A 22,059-nucleotide genomic window follows, 5' to 3' on the forward strand; every position below is an offset into this window, starting at 1 on the left:
AAAAAAAACCTCTTCAAGTGCTTCTTGAGCGCCTTAAAGAGGTTGTTTCGTGTCATTCGTCCGAATCTTATCTCTCAGCGCTTGCTGCAAGAATTAGCACCGTGCTTCATGGAAGTCGGTTGCCGGGCTTCATTGGGCTAGTCCCTCTGCCTACTCTTGATAAGAATATTCAATTTTCTTAAATATTGCCTGAATTATCGCACCATTTTTTTATGTTGTCAATGGCTTTTTTTCAAACAGATTCAAGGCAGCGATGCGCTGAGCAGCTTCTTGTAACCGCTCCTCACTTGTTAGAAGCCCTGCTCTCACGTACCCTTCACCGTGAGTACCAAAGCCATTACCTGGCGCAACAACAACATGTGCCTTCTCTAATAATAAGTCAGAAAAGGCTTCAGATGTATATCCTTCCGGCACCTTTAACCAAGCAAAAAATGATCCCTTTGGTGCACTGACTTCCCAGCCAATTTCTTTGCAGGCAGCAATCCACACATTCCGCCTTTTCTCATATCGATCATTTTGCACCTGTACGCACGTTTGATCGCTTAATAGGGCTTCCGCTGCTGCATCTTGAGTGGCTTTAAACAGGGAGACAAACAGATGATCCTGATAAAGCTCAATGGCTTCAATAACAGATGAATTTCCAGCTGCAAATCCTACTCTCCACCCTGCCATATTGTACGTTTTAGACAATGTGTAAATTTCTATTCCCGTCTCTTTCGCTCCCTCTATTTGCAGAAAGCTGAGCGGCTTTTCTCCATCAAATCCAATGCCGCCATATGCAAAATCATGGACAACACATAGCTTGTGATCTTTCGCAAACGTAACGGTTTCTTCAAAAAATGAACGGCTTGCCGTAGCCCCCGTCGGATTGTTGGGGTAATTTAAATACATTAATTTTGCCTTTTTCTTATCATCTTCAGGCAGCAAATCGTAGTCAGGTAAAAAATCATTTTTTTCAAGAAGTGGCATGGTTACCATATGCGCTCCAGCAAGCACAGCGCCTGACCAATAATCAGGATAGCCAGGATCAGGGACAAGAAGCGTATCACCCGGATTCAGCAGGCATTGCGGCAGCTCAACAAGCCCTGCTTTCCCGCCAAATAAAATCGCAATTTCCGTCTTTGGATCAAGTGTGACGCCATATTCTCTTTCATAAAAAGCGGCAGCAGCCTTTTTTAATTTCGCTGTTCCACGGAATGAGGAGTATTGATGATTTTCAGGTTTTGCTACCGCTTTCTGCATGGCTTTTACAATGTGCGGAGGAGTTGGCTGATCAGGATTTCCCTGCCCCAAATTAATGATATCTGCCCCTTCCTGCACTTTTTTCTGCACCTTTTGGACAAGGGACGCAAAAAATTGTTTCGGTAATTGTTTCAACACATCTGATTGCTGGAATTCCATTTCTTCACCTTCTATTCAAGTTACGTGACAATACAATCACTGTAATGGATTGTTTTATGAATTGTAAAGCAATTTTGAAAAAAGATTGACATGTAAAGCAACGCTCTGATAATATCTTGAATTAAGAAATGCAAACAGACACGAAACAATTACATATTGATTTCTCTTATCGAGAGTTGGGCGAGGGATTTGGCCTTTTGACCCCAACAGCAACCGACCGTTAATACCACTGTGAAGTGGGGCGCAGCAAGTAACGCGCCAAGACAATTGTCTTATAGGGCACGGTGCTAATTCCATCAGACGTATGTGCTGAGAGATAAGAGAGGCTTTGAGCATACACACCATCAAGCCTCTTTCTCTCAGGAGAAAGAGGCTTTTTTATATGATTTGGAGGGGAAGCAATTGGTTACACTTACGGCATCATATGAAGAACTAACAGAAAGCTCGGCAGTTGCACTCGCAATTAGACTTGGTTTGATCCAAGAAAGCAGTCATTTGACATGTACTGAAATTGGTGACGGGAATTTAAATTACGTCTTTCATATTTATGATCACAAACAAGAAAAAGGATTGATCATCAAGCAGGCGCTGCCTTATGCAAAGGTGGTTGGGGAGAGCTGGCCGCTTACATTAGACCGGGCAAGAATTGAAAGTGCCGCCCTGATCAAGCAGTCAGAATATGCGCCGCACCTCGTACCAGCAGTCTATTATTCAGATACAGCTCTTGCAGTGACAGCCATGGAGGATCTATCTCACTTAGAAATCGTCAGAAAAGGGCTAATTGCCAGAAAACAATATCCGCATTTATCTGATCATGTTGGAGAATTTTTAGGAAAAACACTTTTTTACACATCTGACTTTGCTACAAATCCTAAAATCAAAAAACAATTTGTGAAGCAATTTACGAACCCTGACCTGTGTGATATTACAGAAAAACTCGTCTTCACAGACCCTTTCTTTGATAGTGAAACAAATGACTTCGAAGAAGAATTAAGAGAATCAGCAGAAGCGCTTTGGGCAGATCTTGAGCTGCAAGCCAAAGCAGCGGAATTGAAGCGTATCTTCCTGACATCAGCTGAAACATTGGTTCATGGAGATCTTCATACAGGCAGTATTTTTGCAAATGAGACTGAAACGAAAATCATTGATCCAGAATTCGCGTTTTACGGCCCCTTTGGATTCGATATCGGCCACTTTATCGCCAATCTGTTCCTGAATGCTTTATCTCGCGAGAATGAACACGAGCAGCAGCACCTTTTTGACCATGTCGTCAATGTATGGGCAACCTTCAAAGAAGTGTTCACAAAAGCTTGGAAAGAGGACAGCATTGAAGCGTTTAGTGTATCGGACAGCTTTTTAGAAACAACCTTTGACCGGATTTTAAAAGAAGCGACAGGCTTTGCCGGCTGTGAGCTTGTCCGCCGAACAATCGGTCTTGCTCATGCCGCTGATCTTGATGCGATTCCATCACCAACTAGACGGATTCAGCAGAAAAAAGCAGCACTGACACTTGGAAAAACATTTATCAAACAATATCATACAGTGGAAACAGCGTCTGATCTCGTCGCATTATTCCAGCCATCTGTAAAGGAGTGACGGGTTTTGTCAAAAGAATTTGAAGTCCCCCGTTCTGTCGAATGGGAAGAAAACCGTATTCACATTTTAAATCAGCAAAAATTACCGGCCGAAACCGTATTTGAGCATTTATATACGAAAGAAGATGTGTATGATGCGATTGTGTCATTAAAAGTACGCGGAGCGCCTGCGATTGGCATTACAGCAGCTTTTGGGCTGGCGCTTAGTGCGCAAGCCATTGAGACAGAAGAAATGGATGTGTTTAAACAAGAAGTCATTCGAATCAAAGAATATTTAAACAGTGCTCGTCCAACCGCTGTGAACCTCGCTTGGGCATTAGACCGGCTGCTGCAGCGCATTCAGCGTGCAGCATCAGTGAATGCAGCCAAAACAGACCTTGTCCATGAAGCCATTCAAATTCAAATTGAAGATGAAGAAACATGCAGACAAATCGGTCAAAATGCTCTTCAGCTCTTTAAATCAGGTGACCGTATCATGACCATTTGTAATGCAGGCTCCATCGCAACGAGCCGGTACGGAACAGCCCTTGCTCCCTTTTATTTAGCCAAAAAGAAAAATCTTGATCTTCACATTTATGCATGCGAAACACGCCCTGTTCTTCAAGGTGCTCGTCTGACAACATGGGAGCTTATGCAAGGCGGCGTGGATGTGACGCTCATTACAGATAACATGGCAGCCCATACGATGAAGGAAAAGCAAATTTCTGCTGTCATTGTTGGAGCTGACCGTATCGCCCGTAATGGAGATACAGCAAATAAGATTGGAACGTTAGGTCTTGCCGTTCTAGCCAAGCATTTTAACATTCCGTTTTTTGTAGCAGCACCGCTTTCAACCTTTGATGTATCCACCCGCGACGGGTCAGATATTCCAATTGAAGAGCGCGACCCGCTGGAAGTAAAGGAATTAAACGGCGTCCCCATTGCACCGCCTGATGTTCAGGTATTCAATCCCGCCTTTGATGTCACTCCTCATCATCTTATTTCAGGCATCATTACAGAAAAGGGAATTATCACATCGAACTATGCAGAAGAGATTGATGCTCTTTTCGCCGAAAGCATCTCCCAATGATCGCAAAAAAGCGCCGTGTTCTTGTCATTTAAGAGCACCGCGCTTTTTTGTTTCTTGATTCGTTTTTGTTAAGATTTCTTTTTTTTGTTCTTCTGTCAAAACGTTCATTTTGACACATAGTGACGTAACGGCATACATTTTACCTTTTTTGCCCCAAAACATGCCAGCGCCCTCCTTTTTCCCTCAACCAACTTTTTTAGCTTAATAAAAGGATATGTCGCTTGACAAACATTTGGAACAGGTCAATCGATTTATTTTTGAACAAATGGGATGCCTTCTAATTCAAGGAGGACCGCTTTCATGTCTGTCTTCGATCCTGCATAGCCCGTCAGAGACCGGTCTTTTCCAATCACCCTGTGACATGGAATAAAAATAGGTAATGCATTTCGTCTGTTAGCTTGTCCGATGGCTCTTACAGCCTTTGGATTGCCAATCGCTTCTGCAATGTCTGCATAGCTTTTTGATTCACCATATGGTATGGCCGACAATGCTCCCCACACCTGCTCTTGGAACGGGGAACCTGCTTGCTTAAGCGGGAGATCGAATACTTGACGCTCACCCTTGAAATATTCATCTAGCTGCTTTTTCGCTTCTTGTAAGACAGGCGTATCTGCTTGCTTTAGATTCGTTGCCTGCTTTTTTGCTAAAAACGGTTCATCATCAAACATCACCTCGATGATGGCACCATCCTTTTCTAGTATGTATAATTCCCCGATAGGTGCGTGATAGACGGTATAATACACGTTACTGCTCTCCTTCTTGTTTCTGCTGCCTAAGTGGCAGCGTGAGATGGAAGACGGTTCCTACGCCTTCCTCACTTTCTACCTCAATGGTTCCTTGATGCTCTTCAATAATTTTATAACTAACCATTAAGCCAAGTCCAGTTCCTCTTTCTTTCGTTGTATAAAAAGGCTCACCTAGACGCTTTAGCTTATCCTCTGCCATTCCGCAGCCTTCATCACGCAGTGAAATGACAATATGCTCCTCACCCTTCCGCTGAATGCTCACATAGACATTTCCTTTGCGCGGCATGACTTCAATTGCATTTTTTAAAATGTTAATAAAGACCTGCTTTAATTGGTTTTGTTCACAATAAATGAGCGGAATCTCATCCAGCACATTGAGATGCATTTGAACATTGCCAAGATTCGCCTGTGCGTGCAGAAGATCCATCGTGTCTTTCACAATCTGCACCACATTTTTTTCTTCATATACAATGGCTTGCGGTTTCGCTAAAATCAAAAATTCGGTGATGATGGATTCAATTCTTTTCAGCTCTGATGTGATGACATTGAAATAGAGCGAATACTCCCCTTCTATATTTCCTTTTAACAGCTGAATGAAGCCTTTTAAGGCTGTCATCGGGTTTCTAATTTCATGAGCAATTCCAGCGGCAAGCTCTCCGACCACATGAAGGGTATCTGATTTTCTCACCCGCTCTTCTAATTCCTTCCGCTCTGTCACATCTCTAAAGATCGCCAAATTCATATTATGGATAATGTTGCGTTTAAAAGAGAATTCCAGTATACGCTGATCTGGATGGTTCAGTACAAACGGAACCTCATTATCCATTTCATCTAATGACATCGCCTCGGCGGGCTGAGCCAAATTTTCTATTTGATAAGGGGCAAGAATGTGGAAAAGATTCATTTCTGTTAAATGATCGTCCTTCAATTGAAGCAGCTCGCTGGCAGATGGATTGACTTCAATGATTCGGTATTGATTATCAAAAAGAACAATGCCGTCCATTGATCCATTAAATACTTTGCGGAATTTGAGCTCACTTTCGCGCAGCTCCTGCTCCATTCTTTTTCGATCACTTACATTACGTAAAATGGTTAAGTGCTGTCCTTCTAATACCGCATGCTTTGATGTAAACTCAAGCTCTTTATACTGTCCATTTGCCATTTTGAACAATAGCTCTTCCCTTATTTCATGATTCCGGATATAGCGTCTTCTTGTTGGTCTATATCTCTTATCAGATTTGACGAGAAAGTCGGTAAGTTTTTTACCAATCAGCGAGTGCATAGGTAATTCAAAAATTCGGCAGGCTGATTCATTGGCTTTCACAATCTCTCCATCGTCCGCCCATATGATGATGGCATCCATTGCATTTTCGAAAATTTCTCTAAAGCGTTCTTCACTTTTTAACAGCTTCTCTTCCATCAGTCTTTTTTCTGTAATATCCCGCATGATGGACATATAAAAACCACTCATCACATTTGATGTAATGGTGAGTTCAAATAATTTTTGCTGGCCAGATTGAAGGGTAACAGGAAGCTCCCCTTTTGCTTTCCCTGTTTCTTTAAGTGACGTTAAAAGATGCTGCAAGGCGGGAAGGTTTTCTTCTTCGACAAATTCATGTAAATAGCGATCGGTTAAATCAGTCTTTTGCAGCTCAAAGCTCTGACAAAAAGAATGATTCGCATCAATCATACAGCCATCCTGATCAAAAATGACCATCCCGTCAATCGCTCGGTCAAACAAATCTTTGAACAGCTGCTCATTCATGGAGCGTTCTCGTTCTAATATTTTCTTTGAGGAAATATCTCGCATAACCACTATATACTGCTGATTCATGGTGTCGTGCTCTGCGACAAATTCAATGTATTTTGTTTCGCCATTTTCCAGCTGAATGGAGATTTCTCTTTTTAACGTACCTTTTCGAAAAAATAGATCGAGTGAGCATTCAACTTTATCTTTCGGGATGCCGTATAGGAAATCTAGAACGGATTTATTGAGGAGGTCTTCTTTCGGTGTCTGGACAAGCCTGCATGTTGCTTCGTTGGCTTGGATGATGTTGAGGTGCTGATCAAATATAAAAATGGCATCGAGCGTCTTATTTAACAGCATTTTTTGCTGCATCAACTCAGTTCGCAAATATTCGTTCTCTTTTTCTAATTTTCTGATATCTCCCGCAGGGGTTAACCTATTGCCATCGAGCGTTTCAGTCATTCTCTTACACTCCTTTTCCAGCCTCATTCCTCTACAATATTTCTACAATATTTTCATTGTTCCTTCATTCGACTCATAAAAAAAGATAACTTTTTACACGAAGACTGTCTCATTTATTTCATTTGGATGACAGGATTGTATAACGATTCACTTTTCTTACGCTTCTTTTACAACCGTTCTACAATTTCACATCAAATAGCGAATTAAGCCAAAATGTATTTTAGAATGAGGCAAATAAGGGAACAGTGCACTTAGAACATTTATGTTCGAAAACGAGCAGGAAAGGTGATGTTATGGCATCTTCACGAGATAGTTATTTTGATAATGCGAAATTCCTTCTGATTTTTCTAGTTGTTTTTGGTCATTTGTTACGATCATTCATTCATGATAATGACTGGATGCTCTATTTATACAAGTTTATTTATACCTTTCACATGCCCGCCTTTATTTTAGTTTCTGGCTTTTTTGCAAAAGGGTTTAGAAAACCGGGCTTTATGAAAAAAGTCGCCGTTAAGCTGATCATCCCATATTTAATCTTTCAGGTGATCTATTCGATTTACTATTATCTATTACAGGATCAAAGCATGGCCAATTTAAATCCAATTGATCCGCAATGGTCCTTATGGTTTTTAATTAGTTTATTCTTTTGGAACTTGCTGCTCATTCCTTTTTCAAAACTGCCGTTCCACTGGGCGATGATTGTCAGTTTATCGATTGCATTACTTGTCGGTTATGTGGACAGCATCAGCGATACACTCAGCTTATCACGTACGTTTGTCTTTTTGCCTATGTTTTTAGCTGGATTCTATTTAAAAAAGCAGCATTTTGAATTCATCCGTACAAGCAAAGGAAAGCTGGCAGCACTTTTTGTATTAATGGCTGTGTTCCTGTTTTGCTACTTCTATGAATTTGATTATTCCTTCTTATTTGGCTCAAAGTCGTATGCTTCTCTTGGAGATGAAGGAATGATTGCGGCGATGAAACGAATGGCATGGTATTTGCTTGCATTTGGCGCTACATTCAGCTTCTTTGCATTAGTTCCAACACGCCGTTTCTTCTTTACAAAATGGGGAACAAGAACGTTATATGTTTATTTATTACATGGCTTTGTGATCAAACTGCTAAGAACCACTTGGTTTGATGACTGGGCGCTAAATGCAGCAAGTGTACTCATTTTATTGCTGCTGACCATTTTGTTAACCTTTACCCTGTCTAGCACTTTTGTCAAAACCGTTGCACAGCCAGTGATTGAGCTCAAAATGAACAACTTCATGCGAACGATCACCGGCAGGCAAGGCAGTTATATCAAATAAAAAACGATCCTTAATGGATCGTTTTTTCTATTTCTTATTCTGCTGACATGCAGCATCTTTCTTTGGCTTCACCAATGTATCAATCCATTTGCTGCTGTTAATATCTCCAAGCTCACTGCCAAATTCCTCTTCTAAAATATCTGGGTCCATTGGCTTTTTATGGTCCTTCATCTCTTTGCTCTTCATATGTTTCTTAGTCACGAGATGCTCCCCCTTGTTTTCCTTTATGAGAATTTCGGTTTGCCTGACGATCTCTTGATTGTTCGTCAAATTGGGTTTGTCCTTGATCATGTGCCATGCTTTCTGTCGGCGTCATATTATTTGTTAATGCTTCATTTTTCGCTGCTTTTCTTTTCATCTGCATTCAGTCCTTTTTTGACAGGTTTAGTTCTTCTCTTAATTGGTCAAGGAGTTCTTTCATTTGCTTGACCGTCACTGGCTTTTCCTCAGGTTTTAACTCATAGCCAATTTGCCCATTGGCTTCTAGCGTGGCTTTTTTGAGACAGCTGATGTCAGTGATGCCTTGCTGCTTTAAACGCATTTTAAATTGATCCCTTGTGAGCCTTGTTTTCTTCAGCTTATGATCAAGCATTTCGCCATCTTGTAAAATCACAACCGATTTGCCTGAAAGCAATTTTTCAAAAAAATCCGATTGAATCGACAGCTTTTCCATAATGACAAGTGCCACAATAAAGATGGTAGCTGCATAAATGGTTTCAAGTAAATTATGCTCAATAAAGGGTTGGATAATAATCGATCCGATTGAAATCATGATGACTGTTTGTTGTACAGTTAATTGACTAATGGATTTAGGCCCTGCTATTCTCAGCAGCAAGGTACCAACTAGCAGCATGACAATTGCTTTCCATAACACATCCAGCACGTCTCGTTCACCTCTTACCTATAGATTGCGAACATCCCATATGATTTAGCCAGTTAGATAATGGAAATAAAAAAACAGCATTCAAATGGAATGCTGTTTAACCAATAATGACGCGCTCTTTCGGATAATGATAATTTGCTTCGCTTTCTCTTCGGCCGATTAAATATAAAAAGCTTGGAATGCCGATCCGTCCAATAAACATGACAACCATGATGATACATTTACCAAACACAGTGAGATCTGAGGTGATCCCAAGCGACAGCCCCGTTGTTCCGAAAGCAGAGCAAACTTCAAATAAATTTTCAAGAAGTGTATTATGCTCTGTTAAGGATAACAGGAACGTAGCGCCAAAAACCAAAATAAAGGCCATCATGGTCACCATAAGGGATTTATTAATATCCGCTTGATGAAGCTCCCTCTTGAAGATTTTTATGGACTTATTTCCCCTCGCATAATGAAACAATGCGAGTAAATTAAGGGCAAACGTAGTTGTCCGAATTCCGCCCCCCACAGAGCTTGGGGAAGCCCCGATAAACATGAGCATACATAAAAATAAAAGCGTCGGTTCGGTCAGCTGTGTAATATCTAACGTTGTCAGCCCCCCGCTTCTTGTTGCAGTCGATTGAAACAAAGAATAGAACAAGATTTCGTGCCAGCTTTTCCCTACAAAGCTAAACCCGGCTTCAAGTGCATAGATTCCAATCGCTCCAACAACGACAAGGCAGCCGAACGTGAGCGTTGTGATTTTTGTAAACAATGAGAACGATGCGTGCTTTCGGTCCTGATTGAACAAATAATCCTTCACTTCCACGAGCACAGGAAAACCAATCGCCCCAAAGATAATCAGCAGCATCGTAATAAACTGAACGAAATAATCATCTTTGTAAGGGATAAGAGAGCTCCCTGTAATATCGAAGCCTCCATTGGTTGTCGCACTAATACTCGAGAAGAAGCCATGTAAGAAAGCTCCTTGCACATCGTAATATTTGAGAAAATACATGCTTAAAATCAGCCCGCCGACAAACTCAATCAGCAAAATTAAATATAAGACCTGCTTCATTAATTTCACAATTCCAGATAAATTGCTTTGATTTTGATCTGCCATGATGAGCTTTCTTTCTTTAATTCCAATTCTTTTTCGCATGACAAGCCATACGAAGGTACCGAGCGTCATAATGCCTATGCCTCCAATTTGCAGAACAAACGCAAGGATCCACATCCCTGTGACACTAAATGTTTGTGAGGTGTCGACAACAGTCAGTCCTGTAACACTTACCGCACTCACCGCTGTAAACAAGGCATCAATGAATGTCCATTTGACTCCCTCTTGATGAGCCACTGGAAGGCTGAGAAGAATAAACGATACGGTTACAGCAAGAAAATAATAAAGGGCAATCAACTGAAACGCTGACAGCCGGTCAATTAGCTTTTTTATAGGATTCATTGTCATTCCTTCTTTTATCTATCTTTTCGAATACCTTTATCATTTTAATGAAAAGAGACATGATTTTAAAGCTATTTTATGCTTTATTTTCTTTTTCATCAAAAAGAAAAAGACATCCTGTAAAAGAATGTCTTTTCCTCTTTCTTATTTTGCTTCTAGTCTTCTGATTCTTTCGTTTAAATCAGGGTGTGTTGAGAAAAGAGAAGCTTTTCGTTTACCACTGATTTTCAGCGTAGCGACTGCTGTTTGATCATCGTCTTTGATTCTTGACGTGTACGCCTCAAGTGAACGAAGCGCATGAATCATTTTATCTTTACCTGCAAGGTCGGCTCCGCCGCGGTCTGCATGGAATTCACGGTGTCTAGAATATGCAAACACGACAAGGCTTCCTAGGATAGAGAAAATGATTTGGAAGACAATCACAGCGATAAAGTGAACAATCGGCACAAGCTCTTCACGTGAAACAAAACGGCTTGCGATCCATGCCGCAATTCTTGAAAGGAACACAACGAACGTGTTGACGATTCCTTGAAGCAGCGTCATCGTCACCATATCACCATTCGCAACGTGAGCGACTTCGTGGGCGATGACACCTTCAACTGCTGCATCATCCATTTCATGAAGCAATCCAGTTGATACCGCAACAAGTGATCTTCTCTTAGAAGGACCTGTTGCAAATGCATTGACTTCAGATGATTGATAAATACCAACCTCAGGCATTTTAGAAAGGCCTGCTGCTCTTGAAAGTCTGTGCACGCGGTCAACAAGCTGCTGCTCATCATATGTTAATGAATCCTTTTCTGGATTTAACACGCGTACACCCATCATCATTTTTGCCATCCAGCGAGACATTGCAAGTGACATAAACGAGCCAACAAAACCGACAACTGCACTGAATACAAGAAGATAAAGGATATTAAGTCTTCCGTCTGCTCCTATATAAGAACCAACACCAGTTGCTGCACTAATAACCGACAGTACAATACCAATCGTAGTGATAACAAGAATGTTCGTTAATATAAACAGAAATATTCTCTTACCCATACAAAACCTCCGCTGTCATATTAAGTTCAAATGAACTTATTAATAAAATTATAAAAATAAACGTCTCAAATTGCAAGGAAAAAGGAATCACTTTCTCTGTTTATCATAACGGCTAAAGCCCCATCACATCAATATTTACGACATTTGCCCCAGCAGAAAAGTGAATAAATTGTGACGCACAGGTCTGAATATGAGTTTATTTTGCATTTTCATCAAAAAGAGACTATGATGTTGAATTAGATCAATAATCACGTTTTGACGTACAAATGAGGTGGAACATGGTTACTTTTAAATTAACGAGAATTGACATGACAAGACTTCTATATTCTCTAAAAGGAGAGGGAGATCTGACTCCGCTTCAGCTTTTGAAACTATCTGTAAAAAATGGCAAGGGTCATGACTATGATGAATTAAAGATCCCGTCTTTTTTTGAGAAGCTTGAACGGCGGAAGCAAAAATCAGAGCATGGTCTTTCTACAAATGAAATTGTTGAGCTTGGCAACTTGTGTGAGCTGACTTCTCTTAAATCGACGGCGATTCAAAATTGGATCAAACGTGATATTAAAGATATGATTGGCCATCCAGAGCTTGGCAAGAAGTACTCTATTGATCAGGTCGTTATTTTATTAATTGTCAGGGATTTAAAATCAGTTTTTGACTTCGATAGCATTCGTATGATCTTATCTGCCTTATTTAACACCATCACAGATCGAACAGATGATATTATTAGTCCAATCCGTTTTTATGAAGCATATGCGCACGTCCTTGATTTTATTTATCACCATACACAATTTCCATTAAAGGAAACAAATTTACGAGAAATAACTGAGGAGCAGACAGATAAGCTCCATGACGAGTTTACAGAATTGACGAAGAGCCAATGGCATTTGATTAAAGGAATTATCAGTTCTACCGTCTTCTCTGTATTTACTTCTCATTTGCAAAGTACAGCTCAAGAAATGATGTATAATACGCTGCATCTGAATAAGGGATAAATAAGAACCGAGGTGACCTTCATCATCTCGGTTTTTTTGTACAGCAATTGCCAGCATAAATGTGCGGCTTTTTTTTCAAAATAAGAAGGCGCAACAAACATGAGGTGAAAGGAGGAATATGAACATGGCAAATCGAAATCAACTTCTTGTTCCTGGAGTAGAACAAGCTTTAGATCAATTTAAATACGAGATCGCGCAAGAATTTGGCGTCACTCTCGGTTCAGATACAGTCTCACGTGCAAACGGTTCTGTTGGCGGTGAAATCACAAAAAGACTCGTTCAACAGGCTCAATCACAAATGGGTAATCAATCAAAATAATGACATGGTGAAATACGCCGGAGCTATTCTGGCGTTTTTTATTGTTCATATGTGTGCTCATGCCGGTTCTCGCGATAAGGAAACGGTGCACCTTTCCCTTTTTGCTTCACATGTTCTCTTTTTTGTTCAGCGGATGGATTGTTCTGATCCCTGCCGTTTTTTTTTGCATGTTTTTCCGCATCACCACGTGATGTGCCGTTCCAGTGTCTTCTTTCATCAGGATCAGTTGATTGATTTTTTTTTTGCTCTTTATCGAAAGAATGATCCTTTTCTTCCTTTATGTTGTTGTCTTTGCTTGCATCATCAGGTTTTTGAGGCTTTTGAACAGATCCTTGCTCTTCCCTCTCTGCCTCCTTCTGCTCTTTGTCCTCAGCTTCAGGAGCCTCTTGATCTGGCTGCATCTCTTCGCTATCGTCTGTCTTTACGTCTTCTTGTTTGTCTTTATCTGCTTGTTCTTCATCATGTTTCTTAGGATTTTCTTCCTTCACAGCATCGTTATCTGCTCCGTCTTCATCCTTTTTGATGTCTTCATGTTCTTTATCTTGCATTTCTTGATTTCTAATATATGTTCCTGTTGAAATGCCTGCCTTTTGAGCTTTTTCTCTTGTTTCCATGTCACTTTCCACAGTTTCCAGCTTATAATTGCGTTTTTGATATTCACCAGAAATGGTGTTAATTTTGCTTTTTACGTTTGTTTTATATGTATTGTCCTGCTTGTTTTCATAAACGGTTGAAATATAAATACTTTTAGAATTGTTCACATATCCTTTTTTGTCACAATCATCTATAATTTCCTGCACGACTTTGGTCATGTCGTTTTTTTCTAAATCCTTCATACTCGCCAGTACTTGCTTTGCATCTTTATTCAGCGGTGTGACACCGATCACTTGATAATTATGATCAAGCTTCAGCTCAAAGCTTGGATTAATATCAATTGTCATATACGCATATGCTTTTTGACTTGAGAAAGATGGCATCATAGTAAAAATTACGACAATAATCGCTGCTATCGATAGGATTCCTGCATTTAACGGACGTAAACGAAGCAGGTCAAAAAAACCGGCTCTTTTTCTTTCGAGACGTGATTCATTCGGAAATGTCACTTCTTGGCCGATTTCATAGTTTTGCTCTTCATATTTTGTCCGCAGAAATTGTCCATCAGGGGTCAGCAGCGTGACATATTTTTTGTTTTTCTCTACTATAATGCCTCTTCTCATGAATTAAGCACCCCTTTAAGGTAATCTTTCAAATACACATAATCACCTGTCATAATGATCGCCATCGCAATGATATATTTTCTATTTCTCTCAATCGTTTTGCGGCTGACTTCCACTAGCTTTTCCAGCTGTTTGACGGGCAATTGTTTTTTCTGAAATAAAATGGTTCTCAGCTCATCGTGTTCAACGAGTGTATGGGCTACTTTAATGGCATTTTGCCTGGCATCTGCATGCTTTGGTGAATGCTCAAGCAGCTCTTGAAACGTGAGACCGTATACTTTCAATCGTTCTTTAAAATGTTCAATCTCTTCTCTTCTATGTTCTTGTTCAATTAAACGCCTGTATTCATTTGCAGAGAGCTCGGCTTCAATCATGCTTTGAGAGTATTCGCCATTCTCACTTTCTTGCAGGTCCATTTGAACCGTTGGCGCATTTCTTGCTTCTTTTCGAATATAGTCAATCACTTTTCTTTTAATAATTAATTCTGCGAAAGCAAGCAGTGAGTTTCCTTTTTCGGCAGAGTATTTTTCTATCGCTTCATTAAAGGCGATTAAGCCTATGCTGAATTCATCATCTTTTTCATCTATATATCGTTTACAAACGGATGAAACCGTCTTAGCGACAAATGGTTTGTATTGCTCTATTAATGCATTTTGCAGTTCGATATCACCTTGTTGAATACTGATAGCCGACTGCTCTAATGTTTGCTTTTTCTTTCCTTTTTTAAACAAAAGGCTAAGCAATGGTTTCACCTCAGTTCTCCCTATATTACTCATTTATGATAGCTAATTTATGAGGGAAGCGCAAAGGAAGAAATGAGGAATTCATTTCCTGTTACTCAATTATGACATGTATGTCACCATCTACTTTACAATGTTTCGTCTAAAAGCAAAGAAATAAGGGGGTATCTCCCCCTTATTTGTAATATACGTGTTATGAAAATGAAATGATATTTCTTTCAAAAAACCTACTCTCCCAGGCGTGCCTCTTGCTTCTCCTCGTTTTCCTGCCCGCCTTTTCTTGATGGACTTGATAAAAACCAGCCAAATGCTGCAATTGCGAGAAGCACTGTCCAGAAAATGACTTTCCATAATGCTGAATGGATAAAATGAGACGATACGACCCCAATAGCTGGATGTGACAGTGTATAAAGCGTGAGCTTCACACCCACCCATCCGACAATGACAAATGCTGCTGTTTCTAGGCTCGGTCTTGTTTTGAGCAGTTTCACAAAGACCGTTGCTGCAAATCGCATAATAACAAGACCAATGATACCGCCTAAAAGAATGACAATAAATTGACCGCCATCGAGTCCACCGATTTGCGGAAGACTTGTTTTTGGCAGTGTCACAGCTAAAGCGACGGCCGCTAAAATTGAATCTACGGCAAAAGCAATGTCAGCAAGCTCTACTTTCACGACTGTTGCCCAGAAGCCGCTTTGTTTCACATTTGTTTCAGTTTCCTTTTTCTTAAATACGTGCGATTTTAAAATATGGTGAATGGAAATATAAAGAAGATAAATTGCACCAATGGCTTGAACTTGCCACACATCCACTAAAAACGAAATAAGAAACAGAGAACCAAACCGCATGACAAACGCACCTGCAAGTCCGTAAAACAATGCCTTTTTTCTTTGTTTTTCAGGAAGGTGTTTGACCATCACGGCCATGACCAGCGCGTTATCAGCTGCTAAAATCCCTTCTAATCCAATCAGTACGAGCAGAACCCACCCGTACTCTAAAATAATAGCTGCATCCATCATCATTCCTCCTTGTTTTTATCTATTGTCCCACAACAGACAAAGGCTTATGAATGCAAAAAAGACCTTTGCCTGTAATGGCAAAGGTCTTGCTAGACATGTGATATGCAGAATCATGCCAACAAAGCCGATGAACATCAGTCCATGTAATGACGACTTTGTTTCCGGTAAAAACCGGACGCTACTCCCCTTTGGCGGGATTTAGAATATTTAGATTACTTATATCATAATCAATAGACACTCGATTGTCAACAGGTGACTTTCACTTCGATCCATTGATTAGGCAGTTGGCGTTTCTGTTTTTCTTTTTCTTCGTTTTAGCAATAAGTAGAGAACAAACAATAACACAACACCGATCCCAATTGGTAAAAGATAAGGATCTATCATGGCGCCAACCTCTTTCCAGTTCTCCCCAAGCATAAACCCAAGATACACATACACAAACGTAATTGGTGTAATTGCCAAAAACGTATACAGGCAAAAGACCCACACATTCATCTTGGCAATACCGCACGGGATGGAGATCAACGTTCTGACTCCTGGTATGAACCGGCCGCTGAATGCGACGAATCCGCCATGCTTTTCAAAAAAAGCATCCGATTTATCAAGCGACTCAGGTTTTATAAAAAAGTACTTTCCATATTTATTTAAAAAGGGTCTGCCGCCGTAACGTCCTAACCAGTACAAGGTCAAAGGGCCAGCCACGCCGCCAATAGAGCCAGCCGCCACAACACCGATAAAAGCCATGTCCCCTTCTGAGACCCAGTAACCCGCAAGAGGCAAAACCACTTCAGCAGGTACAAATTCAATGCATAATGCGAGGAAGATGCCAAAGTATGACAAGTTCTTAAAGGCATCAGCTAAAGAAATAATAAAATCTTCGATGTTTATCAATCCCTTTCAAACATAATCATTTGACTGATTCTATCTCTTTTAGAATCACACCATATATTAAACGAATAAAACCGAAGAAACGATTCGCTTTTCGTCGTTTTTTACATTAAATTTGATTTTACTATAAAAGAAGGGTGAAAAAAACGTTGATTATTGTATTTAAGTGAAGGAAAGGTGAACACAGAAGCCATTCGATCCGATATATTAAGTATATGTCTGTTTTAAAGTACAGGAGGTTTTCTTACATGACCCATTTAACAGGAAGCTACAATGGATGGCTTGTCTTTCTGTCAATCGCTGTCGCCGCTGTTGCCTCCTACTCAGCTCTTCATATAGCCAGCAGGGTAGCACAATCAAGCGGTGCAAAGAAAAAGGTATGGCTGCTCATTGGTGCAATGATCATGGGAATGGGGATATGGTCGATGCATTTTATTGGCATGATGGCATTTCAAATGCGTGTTGGCATCACATATGATACATACTTACTGATTTTATCGATTTTGGCCTCATTTATCGGTTCCTTGATCGCTTTTTCAATATGCATTCAAAAGCAGCTCTCTAGAAGACGGCTGCTCATTAGTTCAATCACCATGGGTTCAGCTATTTGCAGCATGCATTATCTTGGAATGGAATCAATGGCCAATGTCTCAATCAGCTATGATCCAGTCCTCTTTTTTCTTTCGTTTTTCATTGCTGCCATTACCTCCTACTTCTCATTGAAACTCTTCTTTCGTGTTGACCGCACGAAAAGTAAACGGGAGAATTATCTTTTAAAGGGTCTTGGTTCAATGTTGATGGGCGGTGCTATAGCAGGTATGCATTATACTGGTATGGCTGCCTCTACCATGTTTTATCATTCAAATGGACAGGCTGCTATAGGTGGATCTCTTGAAATGTCGCCATTCAGTCTGTCGATTTTTGTCGGCTTAATGACACTTATAGTCCAAACACTGATGATTTTTGGTGCCTATATTGATCACCGGATCATGACGCAGTCAGATCAGCTGAAAGAAAATGAACAGCGGTTTCAATCGCTTATCAAACATAATATAGACGGCATTATCGTGTTATCTGTCGATCGAAAGGTTCTTTCTGCAAATGACTCTGGTAAACAAATCTTAGAGTTGTGCAATTCTAAGATTGGTGATGATGTCAGCCAATATGTGATGCCGACTGAGTTGTGGGAAGAATTTATTTCTCAGTCAAAAAAAGCTATCACACGCGAAGCAGAACTGAAAGCAGCAGATCGTTTTTATTATTATCATGTCACTTACATACCTGTTCATGTGAACAATTCACTCGACAGCATTTATCTTGTTTTAAAAGATTTAACGCAGCAGCGGATTGCAGAAAAAGAAATTCATGTGATGGCACATTATGATGCACTAACAGAGCTTCCTAACCGCCGCCACGGCATCAATCATTTAAATGATGTTCTCTCCGCTCAAGAAAAGTCAAAAACATCAACAGCGGTTCTGTTTCTTGACTTAAATCGTTTTAAAATTATTAATGATGCACTTGGGCATAACATCGGAGATTTACTGCTGAAAGCTGCCGCAAATAGACTGACACAATGTTTACCGGACAATGGCTTTATCGCAAGACTTGGCGGTGATGAATTTTTAATGATCTTTCCCCACATGGATCATGATACACATAAAGTCGAACAATTTTCTAAAAATATCATCCATCAATTTGAACGTCCTTTTTTCATCCAGAACCATCAGCTCATTACATCGATCAGCATTGGGATCGCCATCTCTCCGCAAAATGGCAAAGACGGGATGGAGCTGATGAGAAAAGCCGATATGGCCATGTATTTATCCAAAAAACATAAGCAAAGCCGTTATGAGTTCTTTACCGAATCCATGGAAAGATTAAGTGAGGACAGGTTAAACCGGGAGCTGGAGCTGAGGGATGCCATTCAAAGAGAGCAATTTGTCCTTCACTACCAGCCGCAAGTCAGTGCCAAAACAAGAAAGATGACTGGGGTTGAAGCCCTTTTGAGAATGAAGGCACCAGATGGTTCCTTAAAATCACCTGAGGCTTTTATTGAGCTGGCAGAGGAATCAGGTCTGATCATTGATATTGGCAGATGGGTCATTGATACGGCTGGCAAGCAGGCAAAAATGTGGTATGACGATGGGCTGAAGATTCCTGTGGCTGTCAATTTATCTGCGAAACAATTCAATTCTGAAGACTTAATTGATTTGATCAAGCTCACACTGAAAAAATACGACCTGAAACCGTCACTCTTGGAGCTTGAAGTCACAGAAAGTATGACAATGGACAATATCAAGCAATCAAAACAGGTGTTAACATCGCTAAAACAGCTTGGCGTCCGCATTAGTATTGATGATTTCGGTACAGGCCACAGCTCATTAAGCTATTTAAAGGATTTACCGATTCATCGACTGAAAATTGATAAATCCTTTATTGAGGATATTTTAAGTGATTCAAAGTCTGAACAGATTACAGGGGCTATTATAGCGATGGGACACCAGTTATCTCTCGAAGTGATAGCAGAAGGTGTTGAAACGTTTGCACAGGCTCAGCTATTATCTGCCCAGGGCTGTGACGACCTGCAGGGGTTTTATTATGCCAAACCGCTGCCAGCAAGCGATATTGAAAAATTCATCGCCTATCCGGCGCTGCTTGACACATAAAAAAGGTGCCAATGAGGGCACCTTCCAGCGTGCAGACAAACCCTCGCATTCGGTGTCAGTCCTGCGTGCCGGTGCTCACGAATGCTCAATTCGCTCCGCTCCGGTACTCGTCCTTCCTAGACTTCAAAGGTTTTCTGTCACGCTGAGCTGAGAAGAAGACAAAGGGCTAAAATAAAGATCACTTTAGCCCTTTGTCAACAATTTAAAAGGTGCCATTATTGGCACCTTTTCGTTTTATCTAAATAATAAATGCTGACTGTGAATACCTGCTTTTTTCAATAGACTAATCAATTGCTCTTGCTCTTCACGTGTCAGACCAGAGAATGCACGCGCAATCCGAAGAGAGTGGATCGGATAAATCTTGTCAAGATAGCTTCGCCCTTTTTCCGTTAAATGGGCATAAACCGACCGTTTATCCTTGGGGTCCTGTTCTCTTTCAATGAAACCATTTCGTTCTAATTTGTCAATTACGTACGTCACATTCCCGCTGACAAGCAGGAGTCTTGAGCCGATTTGCTGAAGCTTTTGAGCACCTCTTGTGTACAGTAATTCAAGAACGGCAAATTCAGTTGGATTAAACCCATGCTCTTTGCTGTCTCTAATACTGTGTTCTGAAACGCTTTTAAATGCTCTTGCAAAAACCTTGTAAAGCGTCATTGAGCGTTCTACTTCTTCTTCATTAAACGATAGTCTCATCACATATCTACCTCTTATAATATTTTTTTAACTTCAAGGCTGTCTTGCGGTGCAGTTGGAGCCTTTCGTAAAAAATAGAAGTACGTTTTTGAAAACCCTTTCAACCACATAAGTGACTCCATTCGTGTTATGTATAAGGTTTCGATATAAACTTTTAAAATCCTTCTTATTTTTCACAATCATCTCGAAAAAAAGCTTTTTCAGCAAACCATCAAGATGCGACACACTTTAACAAAATCTGTAAAGAATCTATGGTTTCTTGCACTTCATTCGCCAAATTTCTACAAAATTCAATATTGCTATAATATTAAACAAAAAAAAGAACCCTTTATGTGACATACGCACATTTCAAGGGATTTTTACAGACAGCGTTCTGTTTTGTTGAAAAAGAAATGATACTCTTTTTTTAAGTCACTAATTGTCATGTTCTTGGCCGCATCAGGGCTGTAAACCCCTAATGAACATAGCTGCTTCGTATAATAATGTCTTTCCTTTGCTAAAGCTTCTTTTAATATACGCCGCACCGATTATCCCTCCTATCAAGTGATTTGGATCGGGTGCTTATGAAGACTTCTTATACAAATCATTTTGCATGGCTCTTAGAAGCGCATGTGCATTCTGACCTGCAGCCTGCATGAATTGCTCGAGCAATTCATCCCTCTTCACATCTAATGCGATGATTTCTTTTGCCATACGAATGATCTGTGCTTCCTCCATCATATGCTCCTCCTCCTATGTCAATTCACCATGATTATATGCCGCCGTAAGATTTATTGCACACTCCCTGTAATCTTTCCTCCCATGGTTTTTTCATTTTTTTCGTTTTTGTGTTATATTTTCTAACAAACGATAGGTTTTTTCACTTCTCGTTCTATATAATATGAAGAAAAGACTTGCAGGGGTGAGTATATGACGCAGGAAGATGTATCTTATAAAGATAAAAAAGTCATTTCAATCGGGATTGTCAGTGAGCTAACAGGGCTTTCCGTCAGGCAAATCCGATATTATGAGGAACGTAAACTCATTTACCCCCAGCGCTCAACAAGAGGCACACGGAAATATTCTTTTGCAGATGTTGAACGTTTGATGGATATCGCCAATAAACGGGAAGACGGTGTGCAGACAGCTGAAATTTTAAAGGACATGAAGAAAAAAGAACAAGCGCTAAAAAGCGGACAATTTAAGAAAAAAATGCTGGAAGGCCAGATTAACGCACACTTTCGGTATAAAAATCGTTAAACAAAAAAAGAATCGCTCTTTTGAACGATTCTTTTTATTTAGAGGAAGCTTCAGTACCTTCTACAACCCCTACAAAGTCAATCAGCACGCCGCCTCTTTCAGGGTCTTCATTCACCCGCAGGGCAAGTGCCTTTTTCTTCCCGGTTTTTGCATCTTCATAATTCGCATGGAACACATGAATGCTGGCTTCTTCCAATTGAAAATCCTCATAAGAAAGCGTGTCTATGCCCCATTCTTTTTTCAGTTTCAGAATGTCATCCGGGCTCGGAACCGCACCTTCGACGTAGATGTCTTCCATTTTTCTTTTATTTCCTTCGGTGATGGCTTCAAGCATATGCTCTGCAGCCACTAGCCTTCGGTCTTTCCCCTCGTCCTCCCTTTGACATGCACTCAGCAAAAACATACACATCAAAACGAATAAGAATTTCTTCATGTTTCTCTCCCACCTTCTCCTTAAAATGTAAAGGATGGAAGCGCTATATGCAATCTTTATACAAAAAAAGCCTGTAAAACGTCATGTTTTACAGGCTTAGATTGTGGACAAAGGATGGTCCTTTGTCTACCTTTCAG

24 protein-coding genes and 3 riboswitches are annotated in these 22,059 nt (G+C 40.4%); of the genes, 7 read left to right on the forward strand and 17 right to left on the reverse strand.

The window, feature by feature from the left end:
• Positions 1-64 precede the first annotated feature (64 nt).
• Positions 65-166: riboswitch (SAM riboswitch) on the reverse strand.
• A 44-nt stretch (positions 167-210) separates the two neighbouring features.
• On the reverse strand, positions 211-1,401 hold the full coding sequence (locus tag M1D84_RS12355) for a pyridoxal phosphate-dependent aminotransferase (protein ID WP_332284492.1): 1,191 nt from the start codon (positions 1,399-1,401) through the stop codon (positions 211-213).
• A 164-nt stretch (positions 1,402-1,565) separates the two neighbouring features.
• A riboswitch (SAM riboswitch) is annotated at positions 1,566-1,723 on the forward strand.
• Positions 1,724-1,803: 80 nt separating this feature from the next.
• On the opposite strand from M1D84_RS12355, the gene mtnK reads away from it, so the two are divergent.
• Entirely contained in the window at positions 1,804-2,997 is a 1,194-nt protein-coding gene (gene mtnK / locus M1D84_RS12360) for an S-methyl-5-thioribose kinase (RefSeq protein WP_332284493.1), read from the forward strand.
• A 6-nt stretch (positions 2,998-3,003) separates the two neighbouring features.
• Complete coding sequence (gene mtnA, locus M1D84_RS12365) at positions 3,004-4,065, forward strand: S-methyl-5-thioribose-1-phosphate isomerase (RefSeq protein ID WP_024426829.1); 1,062 nt, start codon at positions 3,004-3,006, stop codon at positions 4,063-4,065.
• Between the two features lie 24 nt (positions 4,066-4,089).
• On the opposite strand, the gene M1D84_RS12370 is transcribed toward mtnA, so the two are convergent.
• From M1D84_RS12370 to M1D84_RS12380, 3 genes are all read right to left on the reverse strand, one after another.
• Positions 4,090-4,227, reverse strand: coding sequence for a hypothetical protein (locus M1D84_RS12370; RefSeq protein ID WP_162860203.1), 138 nt, complete (start codon positions 4,225-4,227; stop codon positions 4,090-4,092).
• A gap of 89 nt (positions 4,228-4,316) precedes the next feature.
• On the reverse strand, positions 4,317-4,808 hold the full coding sequence (locus M1D84_RS12375) for a methylated-DNA--[protein]-cysteine S-methyltransferase (RefSeq protein WP_332284494.1): 492 nt from the start codon (positions 4,806-4,808) through the stop codon (positions 4,317-4,319).
• Between the two features lies 1 nt (position 4,809).
• Entirely contained in the window at positions 4,810-7,020 is a 2,211-nt protein-coding gene (locus M1D84_RS12380) for a PAS domain-containing sensor histidine kinase (RefSeq protein WP_024424668.1), read from the reverse strand.
• 293 nt (positions 7,021-7,313) lie between these two features.
• On the opposite strand from M1D84_RS12380, the gene M1D84_RS12385 reads away from it, so the two are divergent.
• Complete coding sequence (locus M1D84_RS12385; RefSeq protein WP_122631248.1) at positions 7,314-8,333, forward strand: acyltransferase family protein; 1,020 nt, start codon at positions 7,314-7,316, stop codon at positions 8,331-8,333.
• A 27-nt stretch (positions 8,334-8,360) separates the two neighbouring features.
• Here M1D84_RS12385 and M1D84_RS12390 read toward each other — a convergent pair whose 3' ends face one another.
• The 5 genes from M1D84_RS12390 to htpX all read right to left on the reverse strand — a co-directional run bounded on the left by M1D84_RS12390 (position 8,361) and on the right by htpX (position 11,704).
• Entirely contained in the window at positions 8,361-8,534 is a 174-nt protein-coding gene (locus M1D84_RS12390) for a hypothetical protein (RefSeq protein WP_166644678.1), read from the reverse strand.
• A complete protein-coding gene (locus M1D84_RS12395) occupies positions 8,527-8,691 on the reverse strand; it encodes a hypothetical protein (protein ID WP_087975542.1) in 165 nt (54 codons plus the stop codon). Before M1D84_RS12395 ends, M1D84_RS12390 begins: the two co-directional genes overlap by 8 nt.
• A 6-nt stretch (positions 8,692-8,697) precedes the next feature.
• The gene (locus M1D84_RS12400; RefSeq protein ID WP_024424666.1) at positions 8,698-9,216 is read right to left on the reverse strand and encodes a DUF421 domain-containing protein; all 519 of its coding nucleotides are present in this window, start codon (positions 9,214-9,216) and stop codon (positions 8,698-8,700) included.
• Between the two features lie 97 nt (positions 9,217-9,313).
• A complete protein-coding gene (locus tag M1D84_RS12405) occupies positions 9,314-10,660 on the reverse strand; it encodes a TrkH family potassium uptake protein (RefSeq protein WP_080780797.1) in 1,347 nt (448 codons plus the stop codon).
• Between the two features lie 144 nt (positions 10,661-10,804).
• Complete coding sequence (gene htpX, locus M1D84_RS12410; RefSeq protein ID WP_024424664.1) at positions 10,805-11,704, reverse strand: protease HtpX; 900 nt, start codon at positions 11,702-11,704, stop codon at positions 10,805-10,807.
• A gap of 278 nt (positions 11,705-11,982) precedes the next feature.
• Between htpX and M1D84_RS12415 the strand changes: the two genes are divergently transcribed.
• A complete protein-coding gene (locus tag M1D84_RS12415) occupies positions 11,983-12,699 on the forward strand; it encodes a DUF1836 domain-containing protein (RefSeq protein WP_122631247.1) in 717 nt (238 codons plus the stop codon).
• A 124-nt stretch (positions 12,700-12,823) separates the two neighbouring features.
• Complete coding sequence (locus M1D84_RS12420) at positions 12,824-13,018, forward strand: alpha/beta-type small acid-soluble spore protein (protein WP_024424662.1); 195 nt, start codon at positions 12,824-12,826, stop codon at positions 13,016-13,018.
• A 38-nt stretch (positions 13,019-13,056) separates the two neighbouring features.
• On the opposite strand, the gene M1D84_RS12425 is transcribed toward M1D84_RS12420, so the two are convergent.
• The 4 genes from M1D84_RS12425 to M1D84_RS12440 all read right to left on the reverse strand — a co-directional run bounded on the left by M1D84_RS12425 (position 13,057) and on the right by M1D84_RS12440 (position 16,888).
• Positions 13,057-14,235 (reverse strand): anti-sigma factor domain-containing protein, encoded by a 1,179-nt coding sequence (locus tag M1D84_RS12425; RefSeq protein ID WP_332284497.1) that lies wholly within the window; start codon positions 14,233-14,235, stop codon positions 13,057-13,059.
• Positions 14,232-14,987, reverse strand: coding sequence for an RNA polymerase sigma factor SigI (gene sigI / locus M1D84_RS12430; RefSeq protein ID WP_003210952.1), 756 nt, complete (start codon positions 14,985-14,987; stop codon positions 14,232-14,234). The genes M1D84_RS12425 and sigI overlap by 4 nt, the downstream gene beginning before the upstream one ends.
• 215 nt (positions 14,988-15,202) lie before the next feature.
• On the reverse strand, positions 15,203-15,994 hold the full coding sequence (locus M1D84_RS12435) for a TerC family protein (protein WP_025092318.1): 792 nt from the start codon (positions 15,992-15,994) through the stop codon (positions 15,203-15,205).
• A gap of 31 nt (positions 15,995-16,025) precedes the next feature.
• Positions 16,026-16,196: riboswitch (yybP-ykoY riboswitch) on the reverse strand.
• A gap of 77 nt (positions 16,197-16,273) precedes the next feature.
• The gene (locus tag M1D84_RS12440; protein ID WP_044331861.1) at positions 16,274-16,888 is read right to left on the reverse strand and encodes a DedA family protein; all 615 of its coding nucleotides are present in this window, start codon (positions 16,886-16,888) and stop codon (positions 16,274-16,276) included.
• A gap of 245 nt (positions 16,889-17,133) precedes the next feature.
• Between M1D84_RS12440 and M1D84_RS12445 the strand changes: the two genes are divergently transcribed.
• On the forward strand, positions 17,134-19,554 hold the full coding sequence (locus tag M1D84_RS12445; RefSeq protein WP_151039387.1) for a bifunctional diguanylate cyclase/phosphodiesterase: 2,421 nt from the start codon (positions 17,134-17,136) through the stop codon (positions 19,552-19,554).
• Positions 19,555-19,788: 234 nt separating this feature from the next.
• Here the strand turns inward: M1D84_RS12445 and M1D84_RS12450 are convergent, their stop codons facing one another.
• The 3 genes from M1D84_RS12450 to M1D84_RS12460 all read right to left on the reverse strand — a co-directional run bounded on the left by M1D84_RS12450 (position 19,789) and on the right by M1D84_RS12460 (position 20,967).
• A complete protein-coding gene (locus M1D84_RS12450; RefSeq protein ID WP_087975546.1) occupies positions 19,789-20,253 on the reverse strand; it encodes a MarR family winged helix-turn-helix transcriptional regulator in 465 nt (154 codons plus the stop codon).
• A gap of 356 nt (positions 20,254-20,609) precedes the next feature.
• The gene (locus M1D84_RS12455) at positions 20,610-20,774 is read right to left on the reverse strand and encodes a hypothetical protein (RefSeq protein WP_024426818.1); all 165 of its coding nucleotides are present in this window, start codon (positions 20,772-20,774) and stop codon (positions 20,610-20,612) included.
• A 37-nt stretch (positions 20,775-20,811) separates the two neighbouring features.
• Positions 20,812-20,967, reverse strand: coding sequence for a hypothetical protein (locus M1D84_RS12460; protein WP_087977671.1), 156 nt, complete (start codon positions 20,965-20,967; stop codon positions 20,812-20,814).
• Between the two features lie 192 nt (positions 20,968-21,159).
• Here M1D84_RS12460 and M1D84_RS12465 point away from each other — a divergent pair, with 192 nt between their 5' ends.
• The gene (locus M1D84_RS12465) at positions 21,160-21,489 is read left to right on the forward strand and encodes a MerR family transcriptional regulator (RefSeq protein ID WP_024424656.1); all 330 of its coding nucleotides are present in this window, start codon (positions 21,160-21,162) and stop codon (positions 21,487-21,489) included.
• Between the two features lie 34 nt (positions 21,490-21,523).
• Here M1D84_RS12465 and M1D84_RS12470 read toward each other — a convergent pair whose 3' ends face one another.
• A complete protein-coding gene (locus tag M1D84_RS12470; protein ID WP_073204935.1) occupies positions 21,524-21,922 on the reverse strand; it encodes a hypothetical protein in 399 nt (132 codons plus the stop codon).
• Positions 21,923-22,059: the final 137 nt, after the last annotated feature.

The organism is Bacillus sp. PK5-006 (assembly GCF_054161415.1).

Excerpts from the sequence above, each read along its gene's own strand:
- M1D84_RS12355 (WP_332284492.1), bottom strand. The coding sequence starts at position 1,401 with ATGGAATTCCAGCAATCAGATGTGTTGAAACAATTACCGAAACAATTT.
- M1D84_RS12370 (WP_162860203.1), bottom strand. The coding sequence starts at position 4,227 with ATGTTTTGGGGCAAAAAAGGTAAAATGTATGCCGTTACGTCACTATGT.
- M1D84_RS12380 (WP_024424668.1), bottom strand. The coding sequence starts at position 7,020 with ATGACTGAAACGCTCGATGGCAATAGGTTAACCCCTGCGGGAGATATC.
- M1D84_RS12385 (WP_122631248.1), top strand. The coding sequence starts at position 7,314 with ATGGCATCTTCACGAGATAGTTATTTTGATAATGCGAAATTCCTTCTG.
- M1D84_RS12395 (WP_087975542.1), bottom strand. The coding sequence starts at position 8,691 with ATGAAAAGAAAAGCAGCGAAAAATGAAGCATTAACAAATAATATGACG.
- M1D84_RS12405 (WP_080780797.1), bottom strand. The coding sequence starts at position 10,660 with ATGAATCCTATAAAAAAGCTAATTGACCGGCTGTCAGCGTTTCAGTTG.
- htpX (WP_024424664.1), bottom strand. The coding sequence starts at position 11,704 with ATGGGTAAGAGAATATTTCTGTTTATATTAACGAACATTCTTGTTATC.
- M1D84_RS12415 (WP_122631247.1), top strand. The coding sequence starts at position 11,983 with ATGGTTACTTTTAAATTAACGAGAATTGACATGACAAGACTTCTATAT.
- M1D84_RS12420 (WP_024424662.1), top strand. The coding sequence starts at position 12,824 with ATGGCAAATCGAAATCAACTTCTTGTTCCTGGAGTAGAACAAGCTTTA.
- M1D84_RS12425 (WP_332284497.1), bottom strand. The coding sequence starts at position 14,235 with ATGAGAAGAGGCATTATAGTAGAGAAAAACAAAAAATATGTCACGCTG.
- M1D84_RS12435 (WP_025092318.1), bottom strand. The coding sequence starts at position 15,994 with ATGGATGCAGCTATTATTTTAGAGTACGGGTGGGTTCTGCTCGTACTG.
- M1D84_RS12445 (WP_151039387.1), top strand. The coding sequence starts at position 17,134 with ATGACCCATTTAACAGGAAGCTACAATGGATGGCTTGTCTTTCTGTCA.
- M1D84_RS12460 (WP_087977671.1), bottom strand. The coding sequence starts at position 20,967 with ATGGAGGAAGCACAGATCATTCGTATGGCAAAAGAAATCATCGCATTA.
- M1D84_RS12465 (WP_024424656.1), top strand. The coding sequence starts at position 21,160 with ATGACGCAGGAAGATGTATCTTATAAAGATAAAAAAGTCATTTCAATC.
- M1D84_RS12470 (WP_073204935.1), bottom strand. The coding sequence starts at position 21,922 with ATGAAGAAATTCTTATTCGTTTTGATGTGTATGTTTTTGCTGAGTGCA.